The organism is Streptococcus oralis, from assembly GCF_002386345.1.
GTDB classification, from domain to species: domain Bacteria; phylum Bacillota; class Bacilli; order Lactobacillales; family Streptococcaceae; genus Streptococcus; species Streptococcus oralis_S.
Window position 1 is genome coordinate 1,178,601 of sequence record NZ_CP023507.1, and the last position, 21,339, is coordinate 1,199,939.

General features: G+C 42.0%; 19 protein-coding genes, 2 tRNA genes and 1 other RNA gene. 2 read left to right on the forward strand and 20 right to left on the reverse strand.

The window, feature by feature from the left end; translation table 11 throughout:
- Positions 1–82: 82 nt before the first annotated feature.
- From tnpA to CO686_RS05970, 10 genes are all read right to left on the reverse strand, one after another.
- On the reverse strand, positions 83–547 hold the full coding sequence (tnpA, locus tag CO686_RS05925) for an IS200/IS605 family transposase (protein ID WP_000057440.1): 465 nt from the start codon (positions 545–547) through the stop codon (positions 83–85).
- Positions 548–727: 180 nt separating this feature from the next.
- A complete protein-coding gene (locus CO686_RS05930) occupies positions 728–1,633 on the reverse strand; it encodes a DMT family transporter (protein WP_000048010.1) in 906 nt (301 codons plus the stop codon).
- An 8-nt stretch (positions 1,634–1,641) separates the two neighbouring features.
- The gene (locus CO686_RS05935) at positions 1,642–2,577 is read right to left on the reverse strand and encodes a serine hydrolase domain-containing protein (protein WP_065371713.1); all 936 of its coding nucleotides are present in this window, start codon (positions 2,575–2,577) and stop codon (positions 1,642–1,644) included.
- Positions 2,574–3,299, reverse strand: a complete 726-nt coding sequence (locus CO686_RS05940) for a CppA N-terminal domain-containing protein (RefSeq protein ID WP_065371712.1) — start codon at positions 3,297–3,299, stop codon at positions 2,574–2,576. Before CO686_RS05940 ends, CO686_RS05935 begins: the two co-directional genes overlap by 4 nt.
- A 110-nt stretch (positions 3,300–3,409) precedes the next feature.
- Entirely contained in the window at positions 3,410–4,315 is a 906-nt protein-coding gene (gene gla, locus CO686_RS05945; protein WP_065371711.1) for an aquaglyceroporin Gla, read from the reverse strand.
- 157 nt (positions 4,316–4,472) lie between these two features.
- A complete protein-coding gene (locus CO686_RS05950; protein WP_065371710.1) occupies positions 4,473–5,639 on the reverse strand; it encodes an ATP-grasp domain-containing protein in 1,167 nt (388 codons plus the stop codon).
- 12 nt (positions 5,640–5,651) lie between these two features.
- Complete coding sequence (locus CO686_RS05955; protein ID WP_096753618.1) at positions 5,652–6,392, reverse strand: esterase family protein; 741 nt, start codon at positions 6,390–6,392, stop codon at positions 5,652–5,654.
- Between the two features lie 20 nt (positions 6,393–6,412).
- Positions 6,413–7,237, reverse strand: coding sequence for an alpha/beta hydrolase (locus CO686_RS05960; protein WP_096753619.1), 825 nt, complete (start codon positions 7,235–7,237; stop codon positions 6,413–6,415).
- A gap of 136 nt (positions 7,238–7,373) precedes the next feature.
- On the reverse strand, positions 7,374–8,588 hold the full coding sequence (gene thiI / locus CO686_RS05965; protein ID WP_065371708.1) for a tRNA uracil 4-sulfurtransferase ThiI: 1,215 nt from the start codon (positions 8,586–8,588) through the stop codon (positions 7,374–7,376).
- An 8-nt stretch (positions 8,589–8,596) separates the two neighbouring features.
- Complete coding sequence (locus CO686_RS05970) at positions 8,597–9,739, reverse strand: cysteine desulfurase family protein (RefSeq protein WP_049501331.1); 1,143 nt, start codon at positions 9,737–9,739, stop codon at positions 8,597–8,599.
- 137 nt (positions 9,740–9,876) lie between these two features.
- Between CO686_RS05970 and CO686_RS05975 the strand changes: the two genes are divergently transcribed.
- Complete coding sequence (locus CO686_RS05975) at positions 9,877–10,302, forward strand: DUF6556 family protein (protein WP_049501330.1); 426 nt, start codon at positions 9,877–9,879, stop codon at positions 10,300–10,302.
- Positions 10,303–10,345: 43 nt separating this feature from the next.
- Here CO686_RS05975 and CO686_RS05980 read toward each other — a convergent pair whose 3' ends face one another.
- The 4 genes from CO686_RS05980 to CO686_RS05995 all read right to left on the reverse strand — a co-directional run bounded on the left by CO686_RS05980 (position 10,346) and on the right by CO686_RS05995 (position 16,336).
- Positions 10,346–12,652, reverse strand: coding sequence for a DNA translocase FtsK (locus CO686_RS05980; RefSeq protein WP_080979141.1), 2,307 nt, complete (start codon positions 12,650–12,652; stop codon positions 10,346–10,348).
- Positions 12,653–12,738: 86 nt separating this feature from the next.
- Positions 12,739–14,691, reverse strand: a complete 1,953-nt coding sequence (locus CO686_RS05985; RefSeq protein WP_049501585.1) for a PTS fructose transporter subunit IIABC — start codon at positions 14,689–14,691, stop codon at positions 12,739–12,741.
- Positions 14,688–15,599, reverse strand: coding sequence for a 1-phosphofructokinase (gene pfkB / locus CO686_RS05990; RefSeq protein WP_096753620.1), 912 nt, complete (start codon positions 15,597–15,599; stop codon positions 14,688–14,690). The genes CO686_RS05985 and pfkB overlap by 4 nt, the downstream gene beginning before the upstream one ends.
- A complete protein-coding gene (locus tag CO686_RS05995) occupies positions 15,596–16,336 on the reverse strand; it encodes a DeoR/GlpR family DNA-binding transcription regulator (protein WP_000920628.1) in 741 nt (246 codons plus the stop codon). Before CO686_RS05995 ends, pfkB begins: the two co-directional genes overlap by 4 nt.
- A gap of 161 nt (positions 16,337–16,497) precedes the next feature.
- On the opposite strand from CO686_RS05995, the gene CO686_RS06000 reads away from it, so the two are divergent.
- A tRNA-Ser gene (locus tag CO686_RS06000) sits at positions 16,498–16,585 on the forward strand.
- A 180-nt stretch (positions 16,586–16,765) separates the two neighbouring features.
- On the opposite strand, the gene CO686_RS06005 is transcribed toward CO686_RS06000, so the two are convergent.
- The 6 genes from CO686_RS06005 to CO686_RS06030 all read right to left on the reverse strand — a co-directional run bounded on the left by CO686_RS06005 (position 16,766) and on the right by CO686_RS06030 (position 21,189).
- Positions 16,766–17,725, reverse strand: coding sequence for a hypothetical protein (locus CO686_RS06005; protein ID WP_000721422.1), 960 nt, complete (start codon positions 17,723–17,725; stop codon positions 16,766–16,768).
- Between the two features lie 79 nt (positions 17,726–17,804).
- Positions 17,805–17,892, reverse strand: a tRNA-Ser gene (locus CO686_RS06010).
- An 83-nt stretch (positions 17,893–17,975) separates the two neighbouring features.
- Positions 17,976–18,323: a transfer-messenger RNA gene (gene ssrA, locus CO686_RS06015) on the reverse strand.
- Between the two features lie 58 nt (positions 18,324–18,381).
- Positions 18,382–19,017, reverse strand: coding sequence for an SGNH/GDSL hydrolase family protein (locus CO686_RS06020; RefSeq protein WP_070535464.1), 636 nt, complete (start codon positions 19,015–19,017; stop codon positions 18,382–18,384).
- A 1-nt stretch (position 19,018) separates the two neighbouring features.
- On the reverse strand, positions 19,019–19,846 hold the full coding sequence (locus CO686_RS06025) for a Cof-type HAD-IIB family hydrolase (RefSeq protein WP_070535467.1): 828 nt from the start codon (positions 19,844–19,846) through the stop codon (positions 19,019–19,021).
- 23 nt (positions 19,847–19,869) lie between these two features.
- The gene (locus tag CO686_RS06030; protein ID WP_083306903.1) at positions 19,870–21,189 is read right to left on the reverse strand and encodes a CapA family protein; all 1,320 of its coding nucleotides are present in this window, start codon (positions 21,187–21,189) and stop codon (positions 19,870–19,872) included.
- Between the last annotated feature and the right edge of the window lie 150 nt (positions 21,190–21,339).

Here is a 21,339-nt window from a genome sequence, read left to right on the forward strand (position 1 = left end):
AGCGCCTAAAGACGCTGGCTTTCACGTTGTTCAAGCCTCATTGCTCTTGACTCGTCACTTGCCTCTTAAAGAGACCTTGGTACTACTTACCACTATCCCTAAAGGGATCCTCATATTCTTTTACACTTAATTTATCTAGTGCTATATCATGCTTTTCCTGTTCTTGAATATATTTCTTAATTGTGGCTTCATTAAGCCCTACTGTACTTACATAATAACCTTCTGCCCAGAAATGCCGATTCCCAAACTTGTACTTGAGGTTGGCGTGTTTGTCAAACATCATGAGTGCACTTTTACCTTTTAAATACCCCATGAAACTTGAAACACTTATCCTCGGTGGAATACTGACTAACATATGTACATGGTCTGGCATTAAGTGACCTTCGATAATCTCAACACCTTTATAACTACATAATCGATGGAATATTTCTCCCAAACTGCTTCGATATTGATTATAAATTACTTTTCGTCTATACTTAGGGGTGAACACAATGTGATATTTACACATCCACTTTGTGTGTGATAAACTATGTGCCTTTTGTGCCATATTTTTCTCCTTTCGCTTTACAATTGGCTTGAACACCTTTATTGTATCGCGTTTGGAGTTTTTTGGTATAACCTTCGATGCGCACCCGCATAGCGGGTGGTTTATTTGTCTCGCACCTTGCGGAGCGAGACGGACTAGTAGTCACATAACAAAATCCACTCGATTGAGTGGATTTTTTAATTACTTACTCTTTATTTCCAACAGTAAATCTTTCAATGAAATAATGGTTACGGCTAGTAAAATCATAGCCATACCGACAAAATCAATCGCATAAAACTGTTCCTTCATAATCAGAAAGGCAAAGAAAACGGCAGAAATTGGCTCTATGGAAGCTAATAAACTAGACTTAACAGGGCCTATCAGACTAGCTCCCTTTAGGAAAGCTGTATAGGCAAAAACCGTTCCGATGATGATAATCCCAGCAAATGCAAAGAGAAAATCTAAGCTGGTTGGTATGCTAGCCTGTAAGACTCCTGTGAAAGGAATAGCCACTAAACCAGAAATAACCATCCCAACACCAATCACCGAAATACTGCCCCACTTCTTAATCAAAGCGATGGGAAGGATAATATAGAGAGCATAGGTCAATGCTGAAAAGAGGCCCCAGAAAAGTCCAGCAGGTGTGACAGACAACTGGTCAAGTTTCCCATGCGTCGCGATAAGAAACGTTCCTCCAATTGCTAAACCAATCGAAATAATCTCAGCCAGAGTAGGCGCCACCTTGTCCTTGATACAGGTATAAACCAAGATCCCAACGGGGCATACATACTGGAGAACTGTCGCTGTTCCAGCATTGGTTTCCTGAATAGCAGAAAGATAGGCAAACTGGTTTAAGAAAAGCCCGAAAACTGCAAATAGTAACAGAGATAGTAGACTTTTTCTGTCTTTTAAAAAAGCATAGAGTTTATCCTTTGCAGTCGTATAGGATAAGACTACCAGTGCCAAACCTGCAATGATAAGTCGCAAATTGGTCAAGACTAGAGCGGAAATCCCGTGTGCCATTAGGTACTGGCCACTGGTTCCAGACAAGCCCCAAGCAATCCCTGCCACTACTGTATACAGAGTTCCTTTTACGGTTTTTGACATTCTTCTCCCTACTCCCCTTGACGAATCATTTCCATGACTTGGTTTCGATCGACTATCCACTGGGCACGCTCATCCTTCTCATACGTTCTATTGGATAAAAAGATAGCCGCTTCCTGCTTCTCCCGATTCCACATAATGAAGGTACCTGTATAACCCGTATGGTCAAGCCAAGCTCCTTCCAGATTCCAGGCTAGAGACCGCTCCTTATCATCTAAAGGAGAAAAATTTCGGCTCAATTCTGCAGCAAAATAATCTTTCAAGTAATGTTCCAGAAAGATCTGCAAATCCTTAACAGTCGAAAACAAACCAGCACTTCCAGCGTGTTTCCCTAATAGACGAGCTTTGGGATCGTGAATGATTCCGGCCTCTACTCCTCTCACTGTTGGTACAGCTTGCTCAACGGGGCCGAACTTGGTCTCCTTCATCCTCCATGCTTCCAAAACTTGTTTTTTTATAATCTGATCCAAATCTTGGTCAAAGATTTTTTCCAAAAGAAAGCCCAAGAGTAAAAAATGAACGTCCGAGTATAGGAAGGCTGGCTGATTTCGTCTGTTGAGGTGAAACATGGCTTCTCTTAATTCCTCTGCACTTAACTTGTCTCGATTGGGAATAAAGGGGTCCAAGTCTGTGGCATGGGTCAGAAGCTGCCGTATAGTAATATCAGGATAATCACACTCCGGTAAAAAATCCGTTACCGGTCGATTAATATCTAATTTGTCCTGCTGCCACAAGAAGGTAAAAACCGTCCCCACTCCCACGACTTTACTCACACTTGCCAAATCATAAACCAAACCGGTTTCTGTCTTCAAGTCTCGTTCTGGATCACTCAATCCTAGATAAGACTCTTTCCATTCACCATCCTTATAATATGCAAAAGAGGCTCCGGGATAAATCCCTGCCTCAATTTGATTTTCTATTTTTCTTAGAATTTTTTCCCACTTCATGCTTCTTCAAACCACAATTCAATGTTATTGGTATCTTTACCAAGGAAGAATTTTTCAGACTTAGGGACAAAGTAGCCTGTCTTTTCAAATTTCTGACGAAGACTGGTTAGATCAAAATTCTTGACTAAAAATTTTAACATCGTCAGGTCCCAAGTGACATTGTTTTCAACAGCCAAATCTGGTCCTTGTCCTTTAGTAAAGGTAATTACTGGCGCTACTCCTTCGGGATAAAGTAAACTCTCTGTCCCTTCAGGCAAACGCAACTCCATAGAGACCTCAAATTGGCTCACGTATTTTATACTTGTATTTGAATAAAATTCAGGAACAGTTTCCAGTGGAACCAAATCTCTTATATCATCTTCTGCATGAACAAGGATCACATCCTCTTCAGGAGAAACAATCTCAAAAGCATACCCACGGTTACCTTTAAATAGGCGAGGAAGAGACTTCATTTGAGAAAGAAGGGCCTCGATTTCAGAAGGATTCTCAACCTTTATCAAGAGTCTAGCTAGCTTTTTAAGCCCTTCAACTCTGCGTGTTCGCATGCTTGGAGCCTCTTCTAAAATCAATCTCTCCGTAGCTGTCTGATCGCCTAAGGAAATAAAGGCAGACTCTTCCAGCAAAGGTTTCATCCCCAGGGTTTCAATGTAAAATCTTTCATTTAATTTTCGATTATTAACTTTTAAAGTCGGAACGATCCGAACAATCTCATTCACATTCATAAATTCCTCCAACTCTTTTATTTTAAAGGATTTTCGAATATTTTACAAGCCATATCTATTTTATTTAGAAATTTTATAACAAAAAAACTGGGATACCCCAGTTTCATTTCTTATAGGTAAAGTAGTTTAAATAGTGCTACTGCCGCAATACCCGCTGCAATTGGAGCTACAACTGGAACCCATGCATACCACCATTTTGAATCACCCTTGTGTTGACCAAGAACTGATTTTGGAAGGAGTTCGTGAAGAAGACGTGGTCCAAAGTCACGAGCTGGGTTCAAACCAGGTCCAGTAGGTCCACCGAGTGAAGTTACCAAGGCCATTACTAGGAAACCAAGTGCCAAGTGCGCAATTCCAAGACCTGGTGCCAAAAATGGAGCGGCTTGGTTTTTTGCTTGCTCAAGCGCTGCTGTTACTTGTTCTTGAGGGATCGTTGTTCCTTGCGCTGCTGCTTGAGCTACTTGGTCATTAATTGTCGCCTGAGCTTTCGCTACTAATTCAGCTCCAAAAAAGTTTTTAGTCATTCCTAGGGCTGCAAAGAACAAAATAAACGAACCGACAAACTCGTTGATAAAACCATTTACACTTGCTGCAAAACGTGATTCTTTTGTACCGTGATCAACACTTGAAATCGTTGAGAAAGTACCCAAAATGTTATTAGAATTCTCTGTCTTCAAGTAGTAAGGACGGTGAGTTGCCACAACCATAGCTTGACCAAAAATCGCTCCTAAAACTTGCGCAAGGATGTAATATGGTACTTGTTCCCAAGGGAAAAGTCCACTCACAGCAAGTCCAAGAGTGAAGGCTGGGTTGATGTGGTTACCAGATACATTACCAAACATCAAGGCTGGAATCATAACCCCCATACCATAACCAACCGCGATAACGAGCCAGCCACTTTGGTGACCTTTCGTACCTTTAAGTTCAACGTTAGCAACTGCACCATTACCAAGAATGATCAAAATAGCAGTTCCCAAGAATTCTGTGGCATATTTAATAGCCCATGTAAAATCCATTTGATAGATTCTCCTTAAATTTTTTTAGACAATCCTTATTCTATCAATTTTTAGGCCTTTTAGCAATATCTTTTCTAAAAGAATCTATGGAAAACGCTTTATTTAACTTATCTTTGAGAAAAGTACAAAGGGAGTCAAACTCCTTTCATCCTAATCGTTATTCTTGACGTTGACCAAAGTCTACAATCATCTGCTCCATCTCTTGGCGACTTGGAGTGGTCAACATATAAAGGTAATCCCCTTGTAGCTCTGCAAAGGCTGCTGGCATGATTTTTTTGACCTTGAATTGCTGGCTGTACTTAGCAAGCAAGTCTTCTTCTGAATAGACATAATTTGCATTGGCACGACGTGAAGTAGCTAGACAGTATTGAGGTTCAAACTCTGATGCTGGGAACTCTTCTCCTGCGACAATAGCTGCATAACCTCGGTAGAGATCCAAGGAGTGGGCAAAGTTATAAACATCAATGGTAAAGCCACCTGCAGGACGGTTATTGTACTCAATGGCAATGTAGTCATCCCCGTCACGGAAGAACTCGATATGGAAAAAGCGCTCTTTCATACCAAATTCCTTGACAATGGCCTCACCATACTTGCGCAGTTTGGGATCCATATCCTTAAGCACATAGTAGGAATTGTCCATCTTATAAATCATGAGATCAAGTGGTGTATGGGCATAATCGAAAGTCGTTGAAAAGACGATGTTGCCATCCTTGTCCACAAGCCCGTCAAAGGTACAGATTTCGCTAGAAGTGACAAATTTTTCAAAGAAATAAACGGTTGAATGATCCCATTCAGCCTTAAAGTGATTTACATCTTCTTCTGTCTCAAGTTTAAAGGTTGCTGCCGCTCCCACTCCATTATCAGGTTTGGCAATCATTGGTAGGCCAATCGTCTCAACTGCTTGGTCCACATCTGCTTCCGTCTGGATAACAGCACCAGGTACCACAGGGACACCTGCTTTTTTGAAAAGTTTCTTCATCTCAGACTTAAACTTTGTCTTTTTGAGATCCTCTGGTTTGGCACCAAAAACATTGAATTGCTCACGAAGTGCTGCATCCAGCTCAAGCCAGTATTCATTGTGGGACTCGATGCGGTCGATTGGTCCATGCTTGTAGAAAAGAAAGGCAACAGCACGCTTGACTTCGTCTATGTTTTCAAGATTATCTACACGGAAATACTCGGTTAGGCCATTGCGCAAAGGTTCATCTAGTTGTTCGTAAGGTTCCTGACCAATCCCCAAAACAGTGATGCCCTTATTGGCTAGCTCGATGGTAAACTGTTGAAAGTTTTGCGGATAGTAGGGAGAAATAACAAGGTAATTCATAGGCAACTCCTTTTATAGATACAGGTGTCCAAGAAAATAAGGCATTTGTTTACGCCACCATTCCCAGTCGTGGGCGACATCGTGTCCCCATTCAGCAAACCAGGCTGGAATTTGTTTCTGGTCAAAGGCTTCTTTAAGCTTGTAGAAAGATGATAGACCGTCTTGTTCCCAGGCACCAAGGCCCGTACAAATGACGATTTCTGCCTGACGGTAACGATCGATAAACCATCCGTCGTTTTGATTCCATATATAATCTACAGGTGAGTTTTGGTAAATAGCATCATCATTGTAGTAATCGCCAACGAAGAAACGTGCGTCGTAAACACCACTGAGGGCAATCACCTTGGTAAAGACATCAGGATGCTGGAGAAAGAAATTGAGTGCATGGTAGGCCCCCATTGAGCAACCTGTCGTCATCATGCCATCAAACCAACCTGTCTTGTGCTTGATAAAAGGAATGGCCTCCTCAATCACATAGCGTTCGTAGGCACGATGCATCTCCGCTTGATAATGACTATTTTTCCAAGTAGCCAGCCAACTCTCACTGTCAACACTGGAGAGAGTAAAGAACTGCACTCGCCCTTCCTCGATAAAGGAAGCACAGGCGTCAATCATGCCAAAATCATAGTATTCGTTGTGACTACCACCAGATGAAGCAAAAACAACAACTGGAATCCCAGCATGTCCATAACGGTTGAGGTACATTTCTCGGTTGAGGTGGCCACTCCAGTGGCTAAGGTTTTCAATATGCATTAGCTTTCTCCTTTCCTAACTTACCATTTCTCTGCAAAAAAACGGAGACAATCTGGCAAATTTTCCGACCAAGGGATTTCACTATGGATAGCACCAGACTGAACTTTCAAGACAAGATTATCCAAGTGTACTCCACCTGCAATCAAATCACGGTAATAGCGAAGCGATGAGTCAATATAGGCTTGCTTGATATTGCCAGCCATAAGAGTCTTGTCCGTATCATCCGCTTCTTCCGTTCCAACATAGATAAAAATGCGCTGTTCAGGCGACAATTTCTTGCGCTCAATATAGCGGTTAAAGGCTTCTTGGTGAAGCCAGTTAGCAGATGAGAAGACACCTAGACAACCAATTCGGTCTTGGTACTCTAGTCCTATAAACTGAGTAATATTGCCTCCCAGTGACGAACCAATCATAGCCGTATGCTGGCGATCAGCTTTGCTTCGGTAGGTTTCATCGATAAAAGGCTTGACCACCTCCATGACAAACTCAGCATACTCCACACCCTTACCGCCAAACTGCTGGCCTGGGATAGGAGATTCTTGAAATTTCCAAGCCGCATACTCATTCATCCGTCCCATACCATCATTATCTATGGCAACGACAATCATGCGACTGATGTCAGGATTTCGTTTAATAGCCGGAATGATCTTCCATGAGTGTCCAATATAAGACTCCTTGCTGTAAAAGACATTTTGCCCATCATGAAAGTAAACAACTGGGTAAAAACGGTCGGTGTCTTTCTCATAATCCTTTGGCAGGAGCACACGCACACGACGCTCTTTTCCAGTATAAGGAACCTTGAGTTTGTGTTCTTTCATTTTTAAGTAAAAGTAGGAATGATTCATTGTCAGAAAACTCTCTATATTCAAAATTTTATCTCATTATACCATAAAAATAGAAAAAAAGTCAGTAATTGTCCATTTTAAGGATAAATAACTAACTTTCTTCATTTGTTTTTCTGAATTCTTCTGGATTTTCTGATTAGAGGAGATTGTCAATCAAGTTATCGACTTCATCTTTTTTAGCTTGAGGTGTGATCTTAGTGATCATAATTCCAGCCACTGCTCGCTCAACCAAGCCTTCAACATCCATGCGTTTTTCATACTGCTCAGCATTCTCTATCTTAGGATTAGTCTTAGGACGGTCAGGCGCAAAAATTGTACAACAGTCTTCAAAAGGCTGGATTGAAATTTCAAAGGTATCGATTTCCTGCGCAATGTCAATGATTTCCAACTTGTCCATCGTAACCACAGGGCGGATGATGGGAGTGTTAGTCACAGCGTTGATAGTCTGCATGCTTTCCAAGGTCTGGCTGGCTACTTGACCAAGACTTTCCCCATTGATGATAATTAAACCATTTCGTATCTCACGAATACGGTCGGTAATCCGCATCATAAAACGACGCGTCAAGGTCATGAGGTAGGCTTCTGGCGCTTTAGCCTTGATTTCCTCTTGAATCTCAGTGAAAGGCACCTCGATAAACTGGATATTGCCACCAAACTTGGTCAATTTCCGAGTCAAATCGTGGGCTTTCTTGAGGGCACCAGGACTCGTGTATGGCGGACTGGCAAAGTGAACCGCCTCAATATCTACACCACGTTTAAGAGCTAAATAACCTGCTACAGGTGAGTCAATCCCTCCTGACAACATGAGCATACCTTTACCAGAACTTCCCACAGGTAATCCTCCTGCTCCACGAAAAGTTTCATAGGAAAGATAGGCCGCTTCCTCACGAATCTCAACCTGAAGATTAATATCTGGATTTTTCATCTGAGCTTGCACGTTTGGAATGGCCTCGAAAACAGCTCCACCGAGAGTTTGATTGAGTTCACGACTATCCAATTCAAAGTTGTGGTCGCTACGCTTGCTAGTGATTTTAAAGGTCATCCCTTCCTTGTAGATTTTCTTCATAATCTCTTGGACAGCAGACTTCAAAACGTCCACTGACTTTTCAATCTTATACACAGGAGAAAAATTTTGAATTCCAAAGACTTGTTTGAGCGATTCTGCAACTGCTGTATAATCAGCTCCATTGAGGTAAGCGTGGGCACGGTCGCGATCTGCGGTTACCTTAACTTGAGGATAGATAGACAAAACGTCTGAAATATTATTACGAAGTTTATTAATGAAACGCATACGATTTTTGTGTTTGGTTGACAATTCTCCGTATCGAATCATAATTTCTGAATACTGCATAAATGCTCCTATCTTACTTTTCTAGTTTGATTGTAAATTAATTTTAGCTTGGTCAAGAACTGCTCGATCTGACTCATGTCATTTTCCAAGTCTAGGCTTAGACGCACAGCTGACTGGGCCTTATCCTTGTCCACTCCCATGGCAATCAAGGTGCCTGCAGGTTTTCCTGCCTTGGATGAACAAGCAGAGGTTGTGGAGATGAAAATGTCATAGTCTTCAAAAGCGTGAACAATGACTTCACCACGAACACCTTTAATCCCAAAAGTCAGGATATGAGGGGCAAAGTCTTCCTCATCTGAAAAGACAAAAATATCTGGATAATCCAGAAGGGCTTGGCGAATGACTGCCTTCATCTGCCCTGTCTTACTAGCAAAGATAGCTAACTTTTCCATAGATAAACGGAGAGCTTTGGCTGTCGCTGCAATCCCTGCCACATTTTCAGTTGTCGAACGATAGTCTCGCTCCTGACCACCACCAGTTAAAAGAGGCGTAATCTTCTTACCAGACTTGATATAGATAAATCCAACACCTCGGACGCCATGAAACTTATGGCTCGAAAAGGTCGCGAAATCCACTCGATCCGTCAGGTATTTTTCAGTCGGAACCTTAGCAAGTGCCTGAACCGCATCAACATGGAAGGAAATGGTCGGCTTATCTGCTAACAGTTTCGAAATAGCCTCAATAGGCTGGATAGAGCCAATTTCGTTGTTAACTGCCATGATGGAGACGAGAGTCGTATCAGGACGTATCAAATCTGCTAATGCTTCAACATCCACAAATCCTTTCTCATCAACTGGAGCAAAATCTATTTCAAAACCTTGATTTTTCAGCCAGAGTGCTGACTCCTTGACTGCTGGATGTTCAATAGCTGACACAATGATGTGCTTGCCAAACTGGGCTTTTTCAAAGGCCACACCCTTGATGACCCAGTTATCTCCTTCTGTTCCACCTGAGGTAAAGAAGATTTCATCACTCTTCTTTCCAATCAAATCTGCAATTTGCTGCCGGGAAGCATCTAAAATTCGTGTTGCCTGATCTCCCAAACGATGGAGACTAGACGGATTTCCTACAATTTTTGAAGCGACCTGCATGTAAGTTTCAAGTGCTTCAGGATAAGGCTTGGTTGTCGCCGAATTATCAAAGTAGATCATGTTTTCTCACGCTTTCTAAAATCACTCCTTCTATTGTATCACGAAAAGAGACCTGCGACAAGAAAGGGAGGTTTCTCTTTTTTTAAGATTTTTTTAAAGAAATGAGGTATAATAAATCATAATTAAAGGAGAGTATCATGTCTAACTATCGTAGAACTTCAAAACCAAAAACAGAACACATCAAAAAGGGCTTTACTGTCTTTCAAAAAACGATTGCTACCATCGGTAGTATCCTTGGTCTCATCACCGCTACTATTACCATCATGAACGCCATGGATAATAACAAAAACAACAAAAAAGAACCGACGACAACCCAAACAACTGTTGTCAAGGAAATTCAAAAAGAAGCCCCTCAGGAAAATACTACACCTAACAGGGACAACACTCCTACTAAAGAAAATACTCCGCAAGAAGAAACTTCTCAATCCAATAAAAAAGAGGAGAAAAAAGAAGAACAGAAAACAACAACTCAGGATCCTTCTACACCTTCCTCAACAAAAGAAACAAGCGATAATGGAACACAGTCAAATACGACGAGTTCTGAAACTAAAACGAACCAGTAATCACCAAAATAGCTTCTTTCCAAATTTGGAAAGAAGCTATTTTTTATTGTTGCAATACTTTTCGTGGTTTGGTTCCCTCAGCTGGACCGATGACACCTGCCATTTCGAGTTCTTCCATAAGGCGGGTCGCACGATTAAATCCAACTGACAAACGACGCTGAATCATTGAAGCGCTAGCTTTCTGGGTTTCGATAACCAAAGCCTTAGCTTCTTCAAAAAGCGGATCGCCACCAGCTTCACCATCAGAAAAATCTCCTTCATTTTCAGGAACATCTCCTGGGTCAAAGCTGTCATCGTAGTCCGCATCTGCCTGAGCCTTGATGAAGTTTACGATACGTTCAACATCATCATCCGAGATAAAGGAACCTTGCAGACGGACTGGATGATTTTCATCAATTGGTTTAAAGAGCATATCTCCTCGACCGAGCAGTTTTTCTGCTCCATTCTCATCCAAGATGGTTCGTGAATCTGTACCTGATGAAACTGCAAAAGCCACACGAGATGGGACATTGGCCTTGATAAGACCAGAGATAACATCAACCGATGGACGTTGCGTTGCGAGAATCATGTGAATCCCTGCAGCACGCGCCTTCTGTCCGAGACGAATGATGGCATCTTCTACTTCCTTGCTAGCCACCATCATGAGGTCTGCCAACTCATCTACAATGACAACAATCAAAGGCAGGGGTACTTGTTTATACTCAGATTGGCTATTAAATTCCTCGACCTTGGCATTGTAACCAGCGATATTTCGCACACCAACCTTAGCGAAGAGTTCATAACGGTTTTCCATCTCATCCACAACCTTTTGCAGAGCCTTGCTGGCCTTGCGTGGATTGGTCACAACTGGAATCAAGAGGTGAGGAATGTCATTGTAAACGGATAACTCAACCATCTTTGGATCCACCATCATAAACTTGACCTGATCTGGTCTTGCTTTCATCAGAATGCTGGCGATAATACCGTTAACTGCGACTGACTTCCCTGATCCCGTCGAACCTGCAACGAGTAGGTGGGGCATCTTGGAAAGGTCAAAGGTGCGAGCAGTTCCATTGACAGCCTTACCTAGAGGAATTTCGAGGAGATTTTCTGGTTTAGTTTGAGACTGTTCCCAGAGTTCACGGAAGGAAACGGTCGCAATCTCAGAGTTGGGTACTTCAATTCCGACTAAGGATTTACCAGGGATCGGAGCCTCAATCCGAACATCCTTGGCCGCCAGAGCCAGCGCTAAGTCGTCTGCCAGATTGGAAATACGGTTAACCCGTACTCCAACTGCTGGCTTGACTTCATACTTGGTTACTGATGGCCCAATTTCAGCCCGTTCCACCGTCACCTTGATACCAAAGCTAGCAAAGGTTTCTTCTAGGATTTTGATATTTTCTCGAACAATCTTCTTTTCCTTGGACTGATCTTTGGGTTTATCTGGCGCAAAGAGTTGCAAGCTTGGTAACTTGTATTCAAGGGCTTCCTTGGCAGAAAAATCAACCTGTACCTCTTCATCCTCAAAATCCTCTTCCACATCAGGAACGTCAAAATCTGTTTGAGGGAGGATAATCTCCGGTTCGATCCACTCTTCCTCAGGAATTGGTGGGAAATCGTAGTCTGGTACTTCAGATAAGATTTCTCCCGTTTCAGGATCTACAGGAGGAAGTGGCAGCGCATCCTGTTCTTCTTGTTCTCTCTGAATTCTGGCTGCTTCTTCAGCTTCTTGACGAGCCTTCTCTTCTTCTCTCTTGATGAAGCGTTCCTGTTTTCTCTGTTCCTGTTTTTCCATGAAGGATCTGAACTGAGCTCCAATAAAGGCTGCAACATCGTAAATAGACCAGGGACTAACCAAGAGTGCCCCAACTAGAATCAAGAGAACTCCAATAAAGTATGATCCGATATTGGAGAAAAGAAAGGCTATGGGAATATAAAGTCCGACACCAAGCAAGCCTCCACCAGCGAAGCTAGTCACTCGCATACCAGTCAGGTCCGTCATAACTTGAGACAGGGTCCCTTTTAGGACTGACTGCTCCAAGCCAAATTTCCAGACAAGATAAGCCTCAAAAATTAAGAGTAAGCCAGCGAAGATACAAAGAAATCCTGACAGAAGTCCCTCTTGCTTGCGTATCCATTTAAAAAGAAAAAGATAGATAAGGAGACCACCTATGGCCACATAGGCCAAACTTCCGACCACCAGTCGAATGAGATTGTAAAGAGTGACACCTGCTGCACCGAGTTTAAGGGCTGCAATAATCAACAATAAGGCAATCCCTAAGGAAATCAACATCCTCTGGATAGCCTGTTTTCTTTCAAGTTCTGCTTTAGACGGTCTCCGTCTTGTTTTCGTAGTATTCTTGTTTGCCATTCTTTTATTATACCATATTTCACAGCCATTTCGAATAGAGAAAAAGATTGCACCAAATGGTAACAATCTTTCTATTCTAATCCTTTTTATGCTTGTGGTTTGCGTAGGTAACCATAAACCACACCACTTACAATTGCGCCAACCAAAACAAAGGCAAGGTAGAGAAGGGCATTTGAAGTAAGGGCGATGACGAAGATTCCTCCGTGTGGTGCCATGAGTTTGATTCCTGCAAGACCAACGAGTCCTCCTGCTACTGCAGAACCAAGGATGAAGCTTGGAATCGCACGAGCTGGGTCTGCTGCACCAAATGGGATCGCTCCTTCAGTGATGAATGACAAGCCCATGATTATGTTTGTTAAACCAGAGTTGCGTTCTTCTTTGGTAAATTTATCTTTGAAAAGAAGGGTTGCGACAAAGATAGCAAGTGGTGGAACCATTCCTCCAGCCATAACTGCTGCCATAGCTACAGAACCACCTGAAGAAACAGTCGCTGCAAGCGTACCTGTACCAAAGACATAAGCCGCTTTATTAACTGGCCCACCCATATCAACAGCCATCATGCCCCCAAGAACGATACCAAGAAGGACAGCTGAACCTCCCCCAAGACCGCCTAGGAAGTTATTCATAGCAGTGTTGATTTCTGCCATTGGGATGTTGACAGCTAACATAACAAATCCAGTCAAGATTGTTCCAAGAAGTGGCAAGAGAAGGATTGATTTAGCACCTTCAAGTGAACGAGGAACTTTTACGTATTTCTTGATGGCAAGAACTAAAGCACCTGCGATAAATCCACCAACAAGGGCGCCTAGGAAACCAGATGAGACACCTGCAAGGGTTGAAGTTGCTTCACCACCTGCGGCATAAGGAATTTTACCAAAGGCAAAACCTTCTTTGGCAATAGCACCAGCCACAAAACCAGCTACCAAACCTGGTTTTTCAGCGATAGAGTAGGCTACGTATCCTGCAAAAACTGGAAGCATCAAGCCAAAGGCAGCCCCACCGATTTTCATGAACATAGAAGCTAGTTCATGGTAGGATCCGAGGTTGCCAAGACTATCTTGTGGCACACCAAAAGCTCCGTCGATTAAGAAGGCGAGGGCAATCATGATACCACCACCGATAACGAATGGTAACATTTGAGATACACCACTCATCAAGTGTTTGTAGAAAGCTCCACCGATACTTTGTTTTTCATTAGATGCTGTTGCAGCTTTTGCTCCATTAGCAGCACGATAAACTTCAGCATCTCCTGAAAGAGCCAAGTTGATCAGCTCTTCTGTCTTACGGATACCGTCTGCAACTGGACGGTTAACCAAAGGTTTTCCATCAAAGCGATCCATCTCTACAGCCTTGTCAGCAGCGATGATAACAGCTTTAGCCTTGCGGATGTCCTCTACAGTTAGTTGGTTACCAACACCGCTAGCTCCGTTTGTTTCAACCTTAATCCCAACACCCATTTCAGCAGCCACTTTTTGAAGGGCTTCTTGAGCCATGTATGTGTGGGCAATACCTGTCGTACAAGCTGTAACAGCTACGATAAAGTCGTCAGAGTCATTAGCAGGTACTTGAACAGGCTCCTCAGCTTTTTCTGAAGCTTGGTTAAAGAGTTCGATAACTTGATCTGCAGATGTTACTTGACGAAGTTTGTCAGCAAATCCGTCTTTCATCAAGTATTGAGACAATTCTGCCAAGGCTGCCAAGTGAGTATCATTGGCACCTTCTGGAGCTGCAATCATGAAGAAGAGATCTGTTGGTTGCCCATCTAAGCTTTCGTAGTCAACACCCTTGTTTGACTTAGCAAAGAGAACCGTAGCTTCTTTAACTGCAGAGTTCTTGCTGTGAGGCATAGCGATTCCATCACCCAAACCAGTGGAAGTTAGAGCTTCACGCGCTAAGATTCCTTCTTTAAAGGTTTCAAAATCCGTCACGTAACCGTGATCTACCAAACTTTTAATCATCTCTTCGATGACAGCTGTTTTTTCAGTTGCCTGCAAATCCAGCAACATGACATCTTTTCTCAATAGGTCTTGAATTTTCATCGTTTTTCTACCTCAACTTTTTCATATGTTTCTTTAATAAATTCCGCTGTTGCCAAGTCATCCGAGAAGGTAGTTGCTGTTCCACAAGCCACTCCCCATTTGAAGGCTTCTACTGCGTCTTTTGATTTGACAAATTCACCGGTAAATCCAGCAACCATTGAGTCGCCAGCTCCCACTGAATTTTTGACTGTTCCCTTGATAGGTTTGGCGAAGTAAGATCCCTCAGATGTGACAAGAAGAGCACCGTCGCCAGCCATAGAGATGATAACGTTTTGAGCACCTTTGGCCAGTAACTGACGAGCATAGTTCTCGATTTCATCTAAACTTTCGAGTTTCACTCCAAAGATAGCTCCAAGTTCGTGATTGTTTGGTTTAACCAAAAGTGGCTGGTAGTCCAAACTATCAATCAAGGTCTGTCCTTCAAAGTCACAAACCACTTGCGCACCAGTCTGGCGTGTCAAGGCAATCAAATCTTTGTAGATAACATTACCTAGATTCTTAGCACTTGAACCTGCAAACACCACTGTATCTTCTGCTGTTAAACTAGATAAGATAGCTTTCAATTCTTCTAGCTGAGCCGGTTCAACATTAGGACCAGTCCCGTTGATTTCTGTTTCTTGGTCTGCTTTGATTTTAACATTGATACGAGTATCTTCTGCTACTTGGACAAAACGAGTTTCGATTTCCTCTTCTGCCAAAGTATCTGTGATAAATTTACCAGTAAAACCTCCGATAAATCCAGTCGCTGTATTTGGAATACCCAAGCGTTTCAAAACTCGACTGACATTGATTCCTTTCCCACCAGCAAACTTATCATCACTGTCCATACGATTGACACTGCCGACTTGAACTTGGTCCAAGCGCACGATATAGTCAATGGATGGATTGAGTGTGACTGTATAAATCATACTTCTATTACCTCCGTTTTCTTCTTAATAGCCTGCAAGAGCTCATGCCCTTGACTTGTGATGACAATAGCGCGTTTAAGTGGCGCTACCTTGGCAAAGCAAGTTTGACCAATCTTTGACGAATCAACCAAGACATAGGTTTGTTTGGCATTCTCTAAAATAGCACGCTTAACGGCTCCCTCCTCCATATCTGGAGTCGTATAATAACCATCGTCGACACCATTCATCCCGATAAAGGCACGGTCAAAGTGCAATTGGTTAATTTGATTAAGAGCAACTCCACCGATACATGCATCTGTTGCCATCTTGACACTCCCTCCAACCATGACAGTTGGAATCTGTTTTTCAACCAACTGAACCGCATGGTGAATGGAGTTGGTCACAACTGTGATATTCTTATTAACCAATTCCCTGATTAAAAAAGCAGTTGTCGTTCCAGCATCGATAAAGATGACATCTTTTTCCTTAATAAGGGATGCTGCTTTTTGAGCCAGTAGCTTCTTCTCTTGAAGGTTTTTGACAGATTTTTCTTGGATGGTTTCTTCTTCCTGCAAGGAGTGGGGTAATTCTGCTCCTCCATGTACACGGCGAAGCTTGTTCTCCGCCTCCAACTCGTCCAAATCTCTTCGTACTGTCGATTCTGATGTTTCTAATAGATTAACCAATTTTTCTAGGGAAACTACATGATGTTGATTTAACTCTTCTAAAATCAATTGCTTCCGCTCAGTTTTTAACACCAAATCACCTCCTGTTATCGTTTACACTATTCATTCTAGCACATTCTCTACTAAAGTCAAGCATTTTTTATCATTTTCTTTCAAATTCTATCATTTTTCTTATTTCCAAAATTTTTATTGCAAGATAAGTGGCTTTATGGTAGACTATTTGAGTAAGTATTGGAAGATTACTCAAGAGGCTTAAGAGGCCGTGTTGGAAACGCGGTAGGCGTGTAACAGCGTGCGTGGGTTCGAATCCCATGTCTTCCGTAGAAAAAGAAAAACTGCACCTCAATGCAGTTTTTTTATCGTTCTAAGAATAATATCTAGAAATGAAAGGCTGAGTTACTCTAACTATCACACCATATTTGTCTGTATCCTCCCCTATCCTAATTCATAAAAAAACAAGTAGTTTATTAAGACTACTTGTTTTTCTTCTAAATCTTAGGATTAGATATTACTTTTATCTTTTTTATCTGAAGATTTGTCTGTTGATTTATCAGTGGATTTGTTTGAAGATTTATCTGAAGACTTGTCTGTTGATTTATCATTAGACTTAGTTGAGTTTTTACGGACAATTTTATCATAACCTTCTGTATCATCAAGCAACTCTGTTGCCAAAGTACGGTAATCTTCTTGTGAAATCAGCCAGTTTCCATCCTTATCCTTGGTTAATTTGATTTCTGTATCAAAATCACCAGTAGTGAAAGGTGTATGAGCTAAGTTAGGATCAACGTCACTGTAGGTTGAGAAATCTTTCTTAAATAGATGCTCAAAAATCCAGTAAGAAACCAATGTTTGGTAACGCTTGATGTCAACGTTTGAACCAGCTTGATTGTATTTACCTAGGTTATCAACACCTCCAATAAGAGTAGTGAGAACTTCCCTTGTAGATGAAGCCAATCCTTTAGAGTGCAACTTCTTAGAGTTGAAGGTAACAGTCGCTGTATTTCCTGATTCATCAACCTTCACGTCTTTAACAGTGTAAGAACCGATATCTTGATATAATCTACGTCTCATCTTCAAGAAACCTGAAATGGTTTCTTCTGGAGTTTCTACAGGGAAATCTTTGTGCCATTGTACTGAATAGGTAGATGCAGGTGAAAGACCTTCTTCTTTGATTTTTTCACTTGTTTGTACAGCAAATACTGCCTCAGTCCATTTTTCATAAGTGTCGCCATAAATCTTCTTAAATCGAGCAGAGTCGCTAGTAAGAACTGAGTCTAAGAGAATCTCAGCATCTTTTGTAACTTTTTCTTTAACTTCTGCTGCTTCATCTTTCTTCTCAACTTGTTCCGTATTCTCCTTGTTATCAGAAGAAGCTTCAGATGACTGATTAGAAAATACAGAACATGCACCCAAGACAACTGTTGAAAGTGCTAAGATACTTAGTAACTTGATCTTTTTCATGTTTCACCTCATTATGAAAATTTACTCTTGGAGACTACCTCCAAGGATAGTTATTTAGAAAAACACTGGGTTTATCTAACGGAGAATGGGGGATTCGAACCCCCGCGCCAGTTACCCGACCTAACGATTTAGCAAACCGTCCTCTTCAGCCTCTTGAGTAATTCTCCACTAACATACTAGAATAAATAGGATACAACGAAGGATACAACAAAGGATACAATTTGGAAAAAATCTACTGTATACCTGTTCATAATGGAGCCGGTGGGAGTCGAACCCACGTCCAAACACCTGCCAACATATTTGTCTACAACCATAGGTTATGTATTATTTTAACAGTCCCTCGACACATAACTCAAGCCTAGGAACTGCGAGTCTATTATTCTCTTATCAAACCACTAGACAAGGCTTGATCGTATCTCGCTAATCATAAGACCTGTCATTGAACACGAGCAATCCAAATCAGGTCACGCCTGCTGGTTTTTAGGCAGCTAGAGCGTAAGAAGTGTTATTTTTTGCAGTTATATTTAACTGAGCGTTTACGTCGCCACACGGGTTGCAAAATATGCCTCATAATGCCTGTCGAATCCGTAACGACCCCAGGATGTTAGAACTATTATAACCTATCTTCAAAAAAAATGCAAAATCAAGCCGTTTCTTTAGAAAAGAACCCCTTTTAAGGCTTCTGATAAGGCTTGATAACCGGCTACACTTAGATGGAGACCATCCGTTGTATAGGCTGATTGAAGTTGTCCTTCTGTATCTGTCAAACTATCATAAATCGACACAAAATCTACCTGCACATAGGCGGATGCTAGAGCCTCATAGGCTTGATTCCATTCTCTAATCTTTTCATTGGTACGAATATATACTGTCTGCTTGTATTTCTCTCCCTCATTGACTGGCAAAATCGAAAGGAGCTTTATTTGTGACAGCGGATATTCTCGGGCAATCGATTGGATCACACGCTCAAGATTATCCAAGGTTTCATTCATGGAAACATCTTTTCCGATATCGTTTGTCCCAATCAAGAGAACAATTTGATCCACAGCATCACCATAAAGATGGGCATCCAAATTCTCTAATAAAAGTCTCGTCTGGTAGCCTCGGATGCCCCGATTAACAATCGTCATGGCATCCCCAAATAACTCTTGAAGAGGGTAATATTCCACTATCGAATCACCAATAAAGATGATATCTGGCTCTAGAACAGATACTTGATTCAATTCACGATACTTGGTTTGAATTTTTTCCTGCTCCTTTAAGAGCCAATTCTCTAATAACTGTACTGCCACCCTATCCCTCTTTCTCTAACCAATTCTCTAGAACTTGATAAACGCCTGCCTGGTTGTTAGCTGGTGCTAGGGCAGTCGCAACTGCCTTAACCTCATCAGCTGCATTTTGCATAGCATAGGCAATCCCAGCCAGTTCCAACATCTCAACATCATTTTCGCTATCACCAAAAGCCATGATTTGTTCCGATGTCAAATTCCAGCGCTTGAGTAATTCTTCCAATCCCCAAGCCTTGTGAACCCCAGCTTGCAGGATATCAATACAGCCATAACCGCTAGAAACAGCCCTTACATGACCATCAAAGAGATCATTGATTTCCTGCAAAACTGAACTAGAACGTTCTTCACCAACGACCATGCTCATCTTTAGAACTCCTCCAAAGAGGTCTGAGTTTAGCTCATCCACAAAATTGGTCCTTTGGTAAAGTTTTTCAATCATCTCTGGTGTCATAAATTTTTCTAGGTCTGTAAAAACAGTCCCTTCCTTGACAAAACTCCCGTTCATACTAGTGACGACGAACTGATCTCGGCACTCTCTCCCTTTAAAATGAAGGAGAGCCTTGTCAACCATAGCATCATCCCAGGTCTGCGCTTGAATCAGTTCATTGTTTTCAAAAATACGCGCCCCATTGGCAACGACTAGAACTACTCTACTCGCCAAGTGTTCTAGTAATTGCCTCATACGGTGAACTTCATTCCCCGTCGCAATGACAAAACGGATACCTCGTTCATCTAATTGGTCTAAAATCTTTTCTAAACGCGGCAAGTCCAGTTGCCCTCTTGGATCCAGCAAAGTTCCATCCATATCCGTTGCAATTAATTTAATCGTCATCTCGTCTCCTTTAGGGCGAGCGTCTACCACTTCAACCCTACATGTTCATTCATTTCTTTATAGGCCGTGTCAATTCGTTCCTTGGTCGCCTCGTCCAACTTGTCACGGTGACTGCCCCCCTCGATGAAGTCCTCTAGGATATAGGTCTGATAGAGGAAAAGCGGATAGCCTTCTGGAGAGTAAGTTCCTTTAGGTGTTCGATTGACCCAAGTAGGATGCGCTTTGGCGGTTTCAATCCTTGTCTTTCCATCTTTTTTCTTAATGGTCACATCCATAAGAACACCGCGCTCTGTCCACTTGGCATTTTCCTCGTCTTGCATGGTTTCAATGCGTTGATTTGAGAGGAAATTTCCCATGGAATAGATAATCAGTTTTTTGTCACCATCTTTTTCAACTGTTTCGGCAGGTTCAACGACGTGAGGATGTCCTCCAAAGATAATATCAGCTCCCCAGTCAATCATCTTATGGTACAGTGTTTTCTGTTCTTCCGTTGGTTCTAGCTGGTACTCAATTCCCATCTGAGGCATGATGACAGTAATATCCGCTTCTTTCTCTGCGCGCTCGATTTCTGCCTTCATCTTATCTTCATTCAAATCAGAAAGATAGCGATTATAGTCCTCTTGAGAGATATACTGCTCAATGCCATTAAAACCATAAGAATAGGCCAGGAGAGCTACCTTGATACCATTGACTTCCTTGATGACTATAGGGGCTTGGTCACGGGATTCATGTGTGTAGACTCCGATGGGTGTCATTCCAGCCTTTTCAATAGCTTGAGCCGTTGAAACCACTCCCTCAATTTGAGAATCCAAAATATGATTATGAGCCAAGTCTAGAACTTGGTAGCCTGCATCCTTGATCGCATCCATGACTTCCCCTGGTGCATTAAAAAGAGGATAACCTGCCAAGTAGTGGTCCTTGTTCACCGTTCCTTCAAAGTCACCAATCACCAAATCCGCTTGTTTGAGCCAGGGTTTTACATACTCAAAATTTTCATGGAAATCATAGGTCCCATCTTCTTTAAGAGCTGTTCGGTAGATAGGGATATGATAAAGAAGGTCACCATTTGCCATGATACGTGCCGTTGTTTCACCAGACTGATCTTCCTTGGATTGACCAGATGTACTAGCTGAATCAAGAGTTTGGCTACCAGGGCTTGTTCCCTTACTACCTTGTACTGCTCGAACTAATAAGTTCCCCCCCATGGATAAGGCAACTGCAAGCAATAACACAATAATAAACTGGGCATTGGTCCAGGATTTATAATTCCGAAAGAAATCCACACTAGTTCTCCACACCCCATAAAGAGAGCCCTGAGACCGTCTATCTTGTCGCTTTTCCATCTTTATTCCCCCTTGCTTTTTGGTGCAAGTCTTTTCTTTTATTATACCACAGACAAAAGAGGAATACCGTTTATTATATTATTTTTTAGGAACTTCTGCGACTTTCTTTCTCGCCTATTTTGTGTTATCATGTAGAGGTAATGAAAGGAG

Excerpts from the sequence above, each read along its gene's own strand:
- CO686_RS06005 (WP_000721422.1), bottom strand. The coding sequence starts at position 17,725 with ATGAAAAAGATCAAGTTACTAAGTATCTTAGCACTTTCAACAGTTGTC.
- pfkB (WP_096753620.1), bottom strand. The coding sequence starts at position 15,599 with ATGATTTATACAGTCACACTCAATCCATCCATTGACTATATCGTGCGC.
- gla (WP_065371711.1), bottom strand. The coding sequence starts at position 4,315 with ATGGATTTTACATGGGCTATTAAATATGCCACAGAATTCTTGGGAACT.
- CO686_RS05950 (WP_065371710.1), bottom strand. The coding sequence starts at position 5,639 with ATGAATTACCTTGTTATTTCTCCCTACTATCCGCAAAACTTTCAACAG.
- CO686_RS05930 (WP_000048010.1), bottom strand. The coding sequence starts at position 1,633 with ATGTCAAAAACCGTAAAAGGAACTCTGTATACAGTAGTGGCAGGGATT.
- CO686_RS05940 (WP_065371712.1), bottom strand. The coding sequence starts at position 3,299 with ATGAATGTGAATGAGATTGTTCGGATCGTTCCGACTTTAAAAGTTAAT.
- tnpA (WP_000057440.1), bottom strand. The coding sequence starts at position 547 with ATGGCACAAAAGGCACATAGTTTATCACACACAAAGTGGATGTGTAAA.
- CO686_RS06030 (WP_083306903.1), bottom strand. The coding sequence starts at position 21,189 with ATGGAAAAGCGACAAGATAGACGGTCTCAGGGCTCTCTTTATGGGGTG.
- CO686_RS05980 (WP_080979141.1), bottom strand. The coding sequence starts at position 12,652 with ATGGCAAACAAGAATACTACGAAAACAAGACGGAGACCGTCTAAAGCA.
- CO686_RS05975 (WP_049501330.1), top strand. The coding sequence starts at position 9,877 with ATGTCTAACTATCGTAGAACTTCAAAACCAAAAACAGAACACATCAAA.
- CO686_RS05935 (WP_065371713.1), bottom strand. The coding sequence starts at position 2,577 with ATGAAGTGGGAAAAAATTCTAAGAAAAATAGAAAATCAAATTGAGGCA.
- CO686_RS05960 (WP_096753619.1), bottom strand. The coding sequence starts at position 7,237 with ATGAATCATTCCTACTTTTACTTAAAAATGAAAGAACACAAACTCAAG.
- CO686_RS05985 (WP_049501585.1), bottom strand. The coding sequence starts at position 14,691 with ATGAAAATTCAAGACCTATTGAGAAAAGATGTCATGTTGCTGGATTTG.
- CO686_RS05955 (WP_096753618.1), bottom strand. The coding sequence starts at position 6,392 with ATGCATATTGAAAACCTTAGCCACTGGAGTGGCCACCTCAACCGAGAA.
- thiI (WP_065371708.1), bottom strand. The coding sequence starts at position 8,588 with ATGCAGTATTCAGAAATTATGATTCGATACGGAGAATTGTCAACCAAA.
- CO686_RS05970 (WP_049501331.1), bottom strand. The coding sequence starts at position 9,739 with ATGATCTACTTTGATAATTCGGCGACAACCAAGCCTTATCCTGAAGCA.
- CO686_RS06025 (WP_070535467.1), bottom strand. The coding sequence starts at position 19,846 with ATGACGATTAAATTAATTGCAACGGATATGGATGGAACTTTGCTGGAT.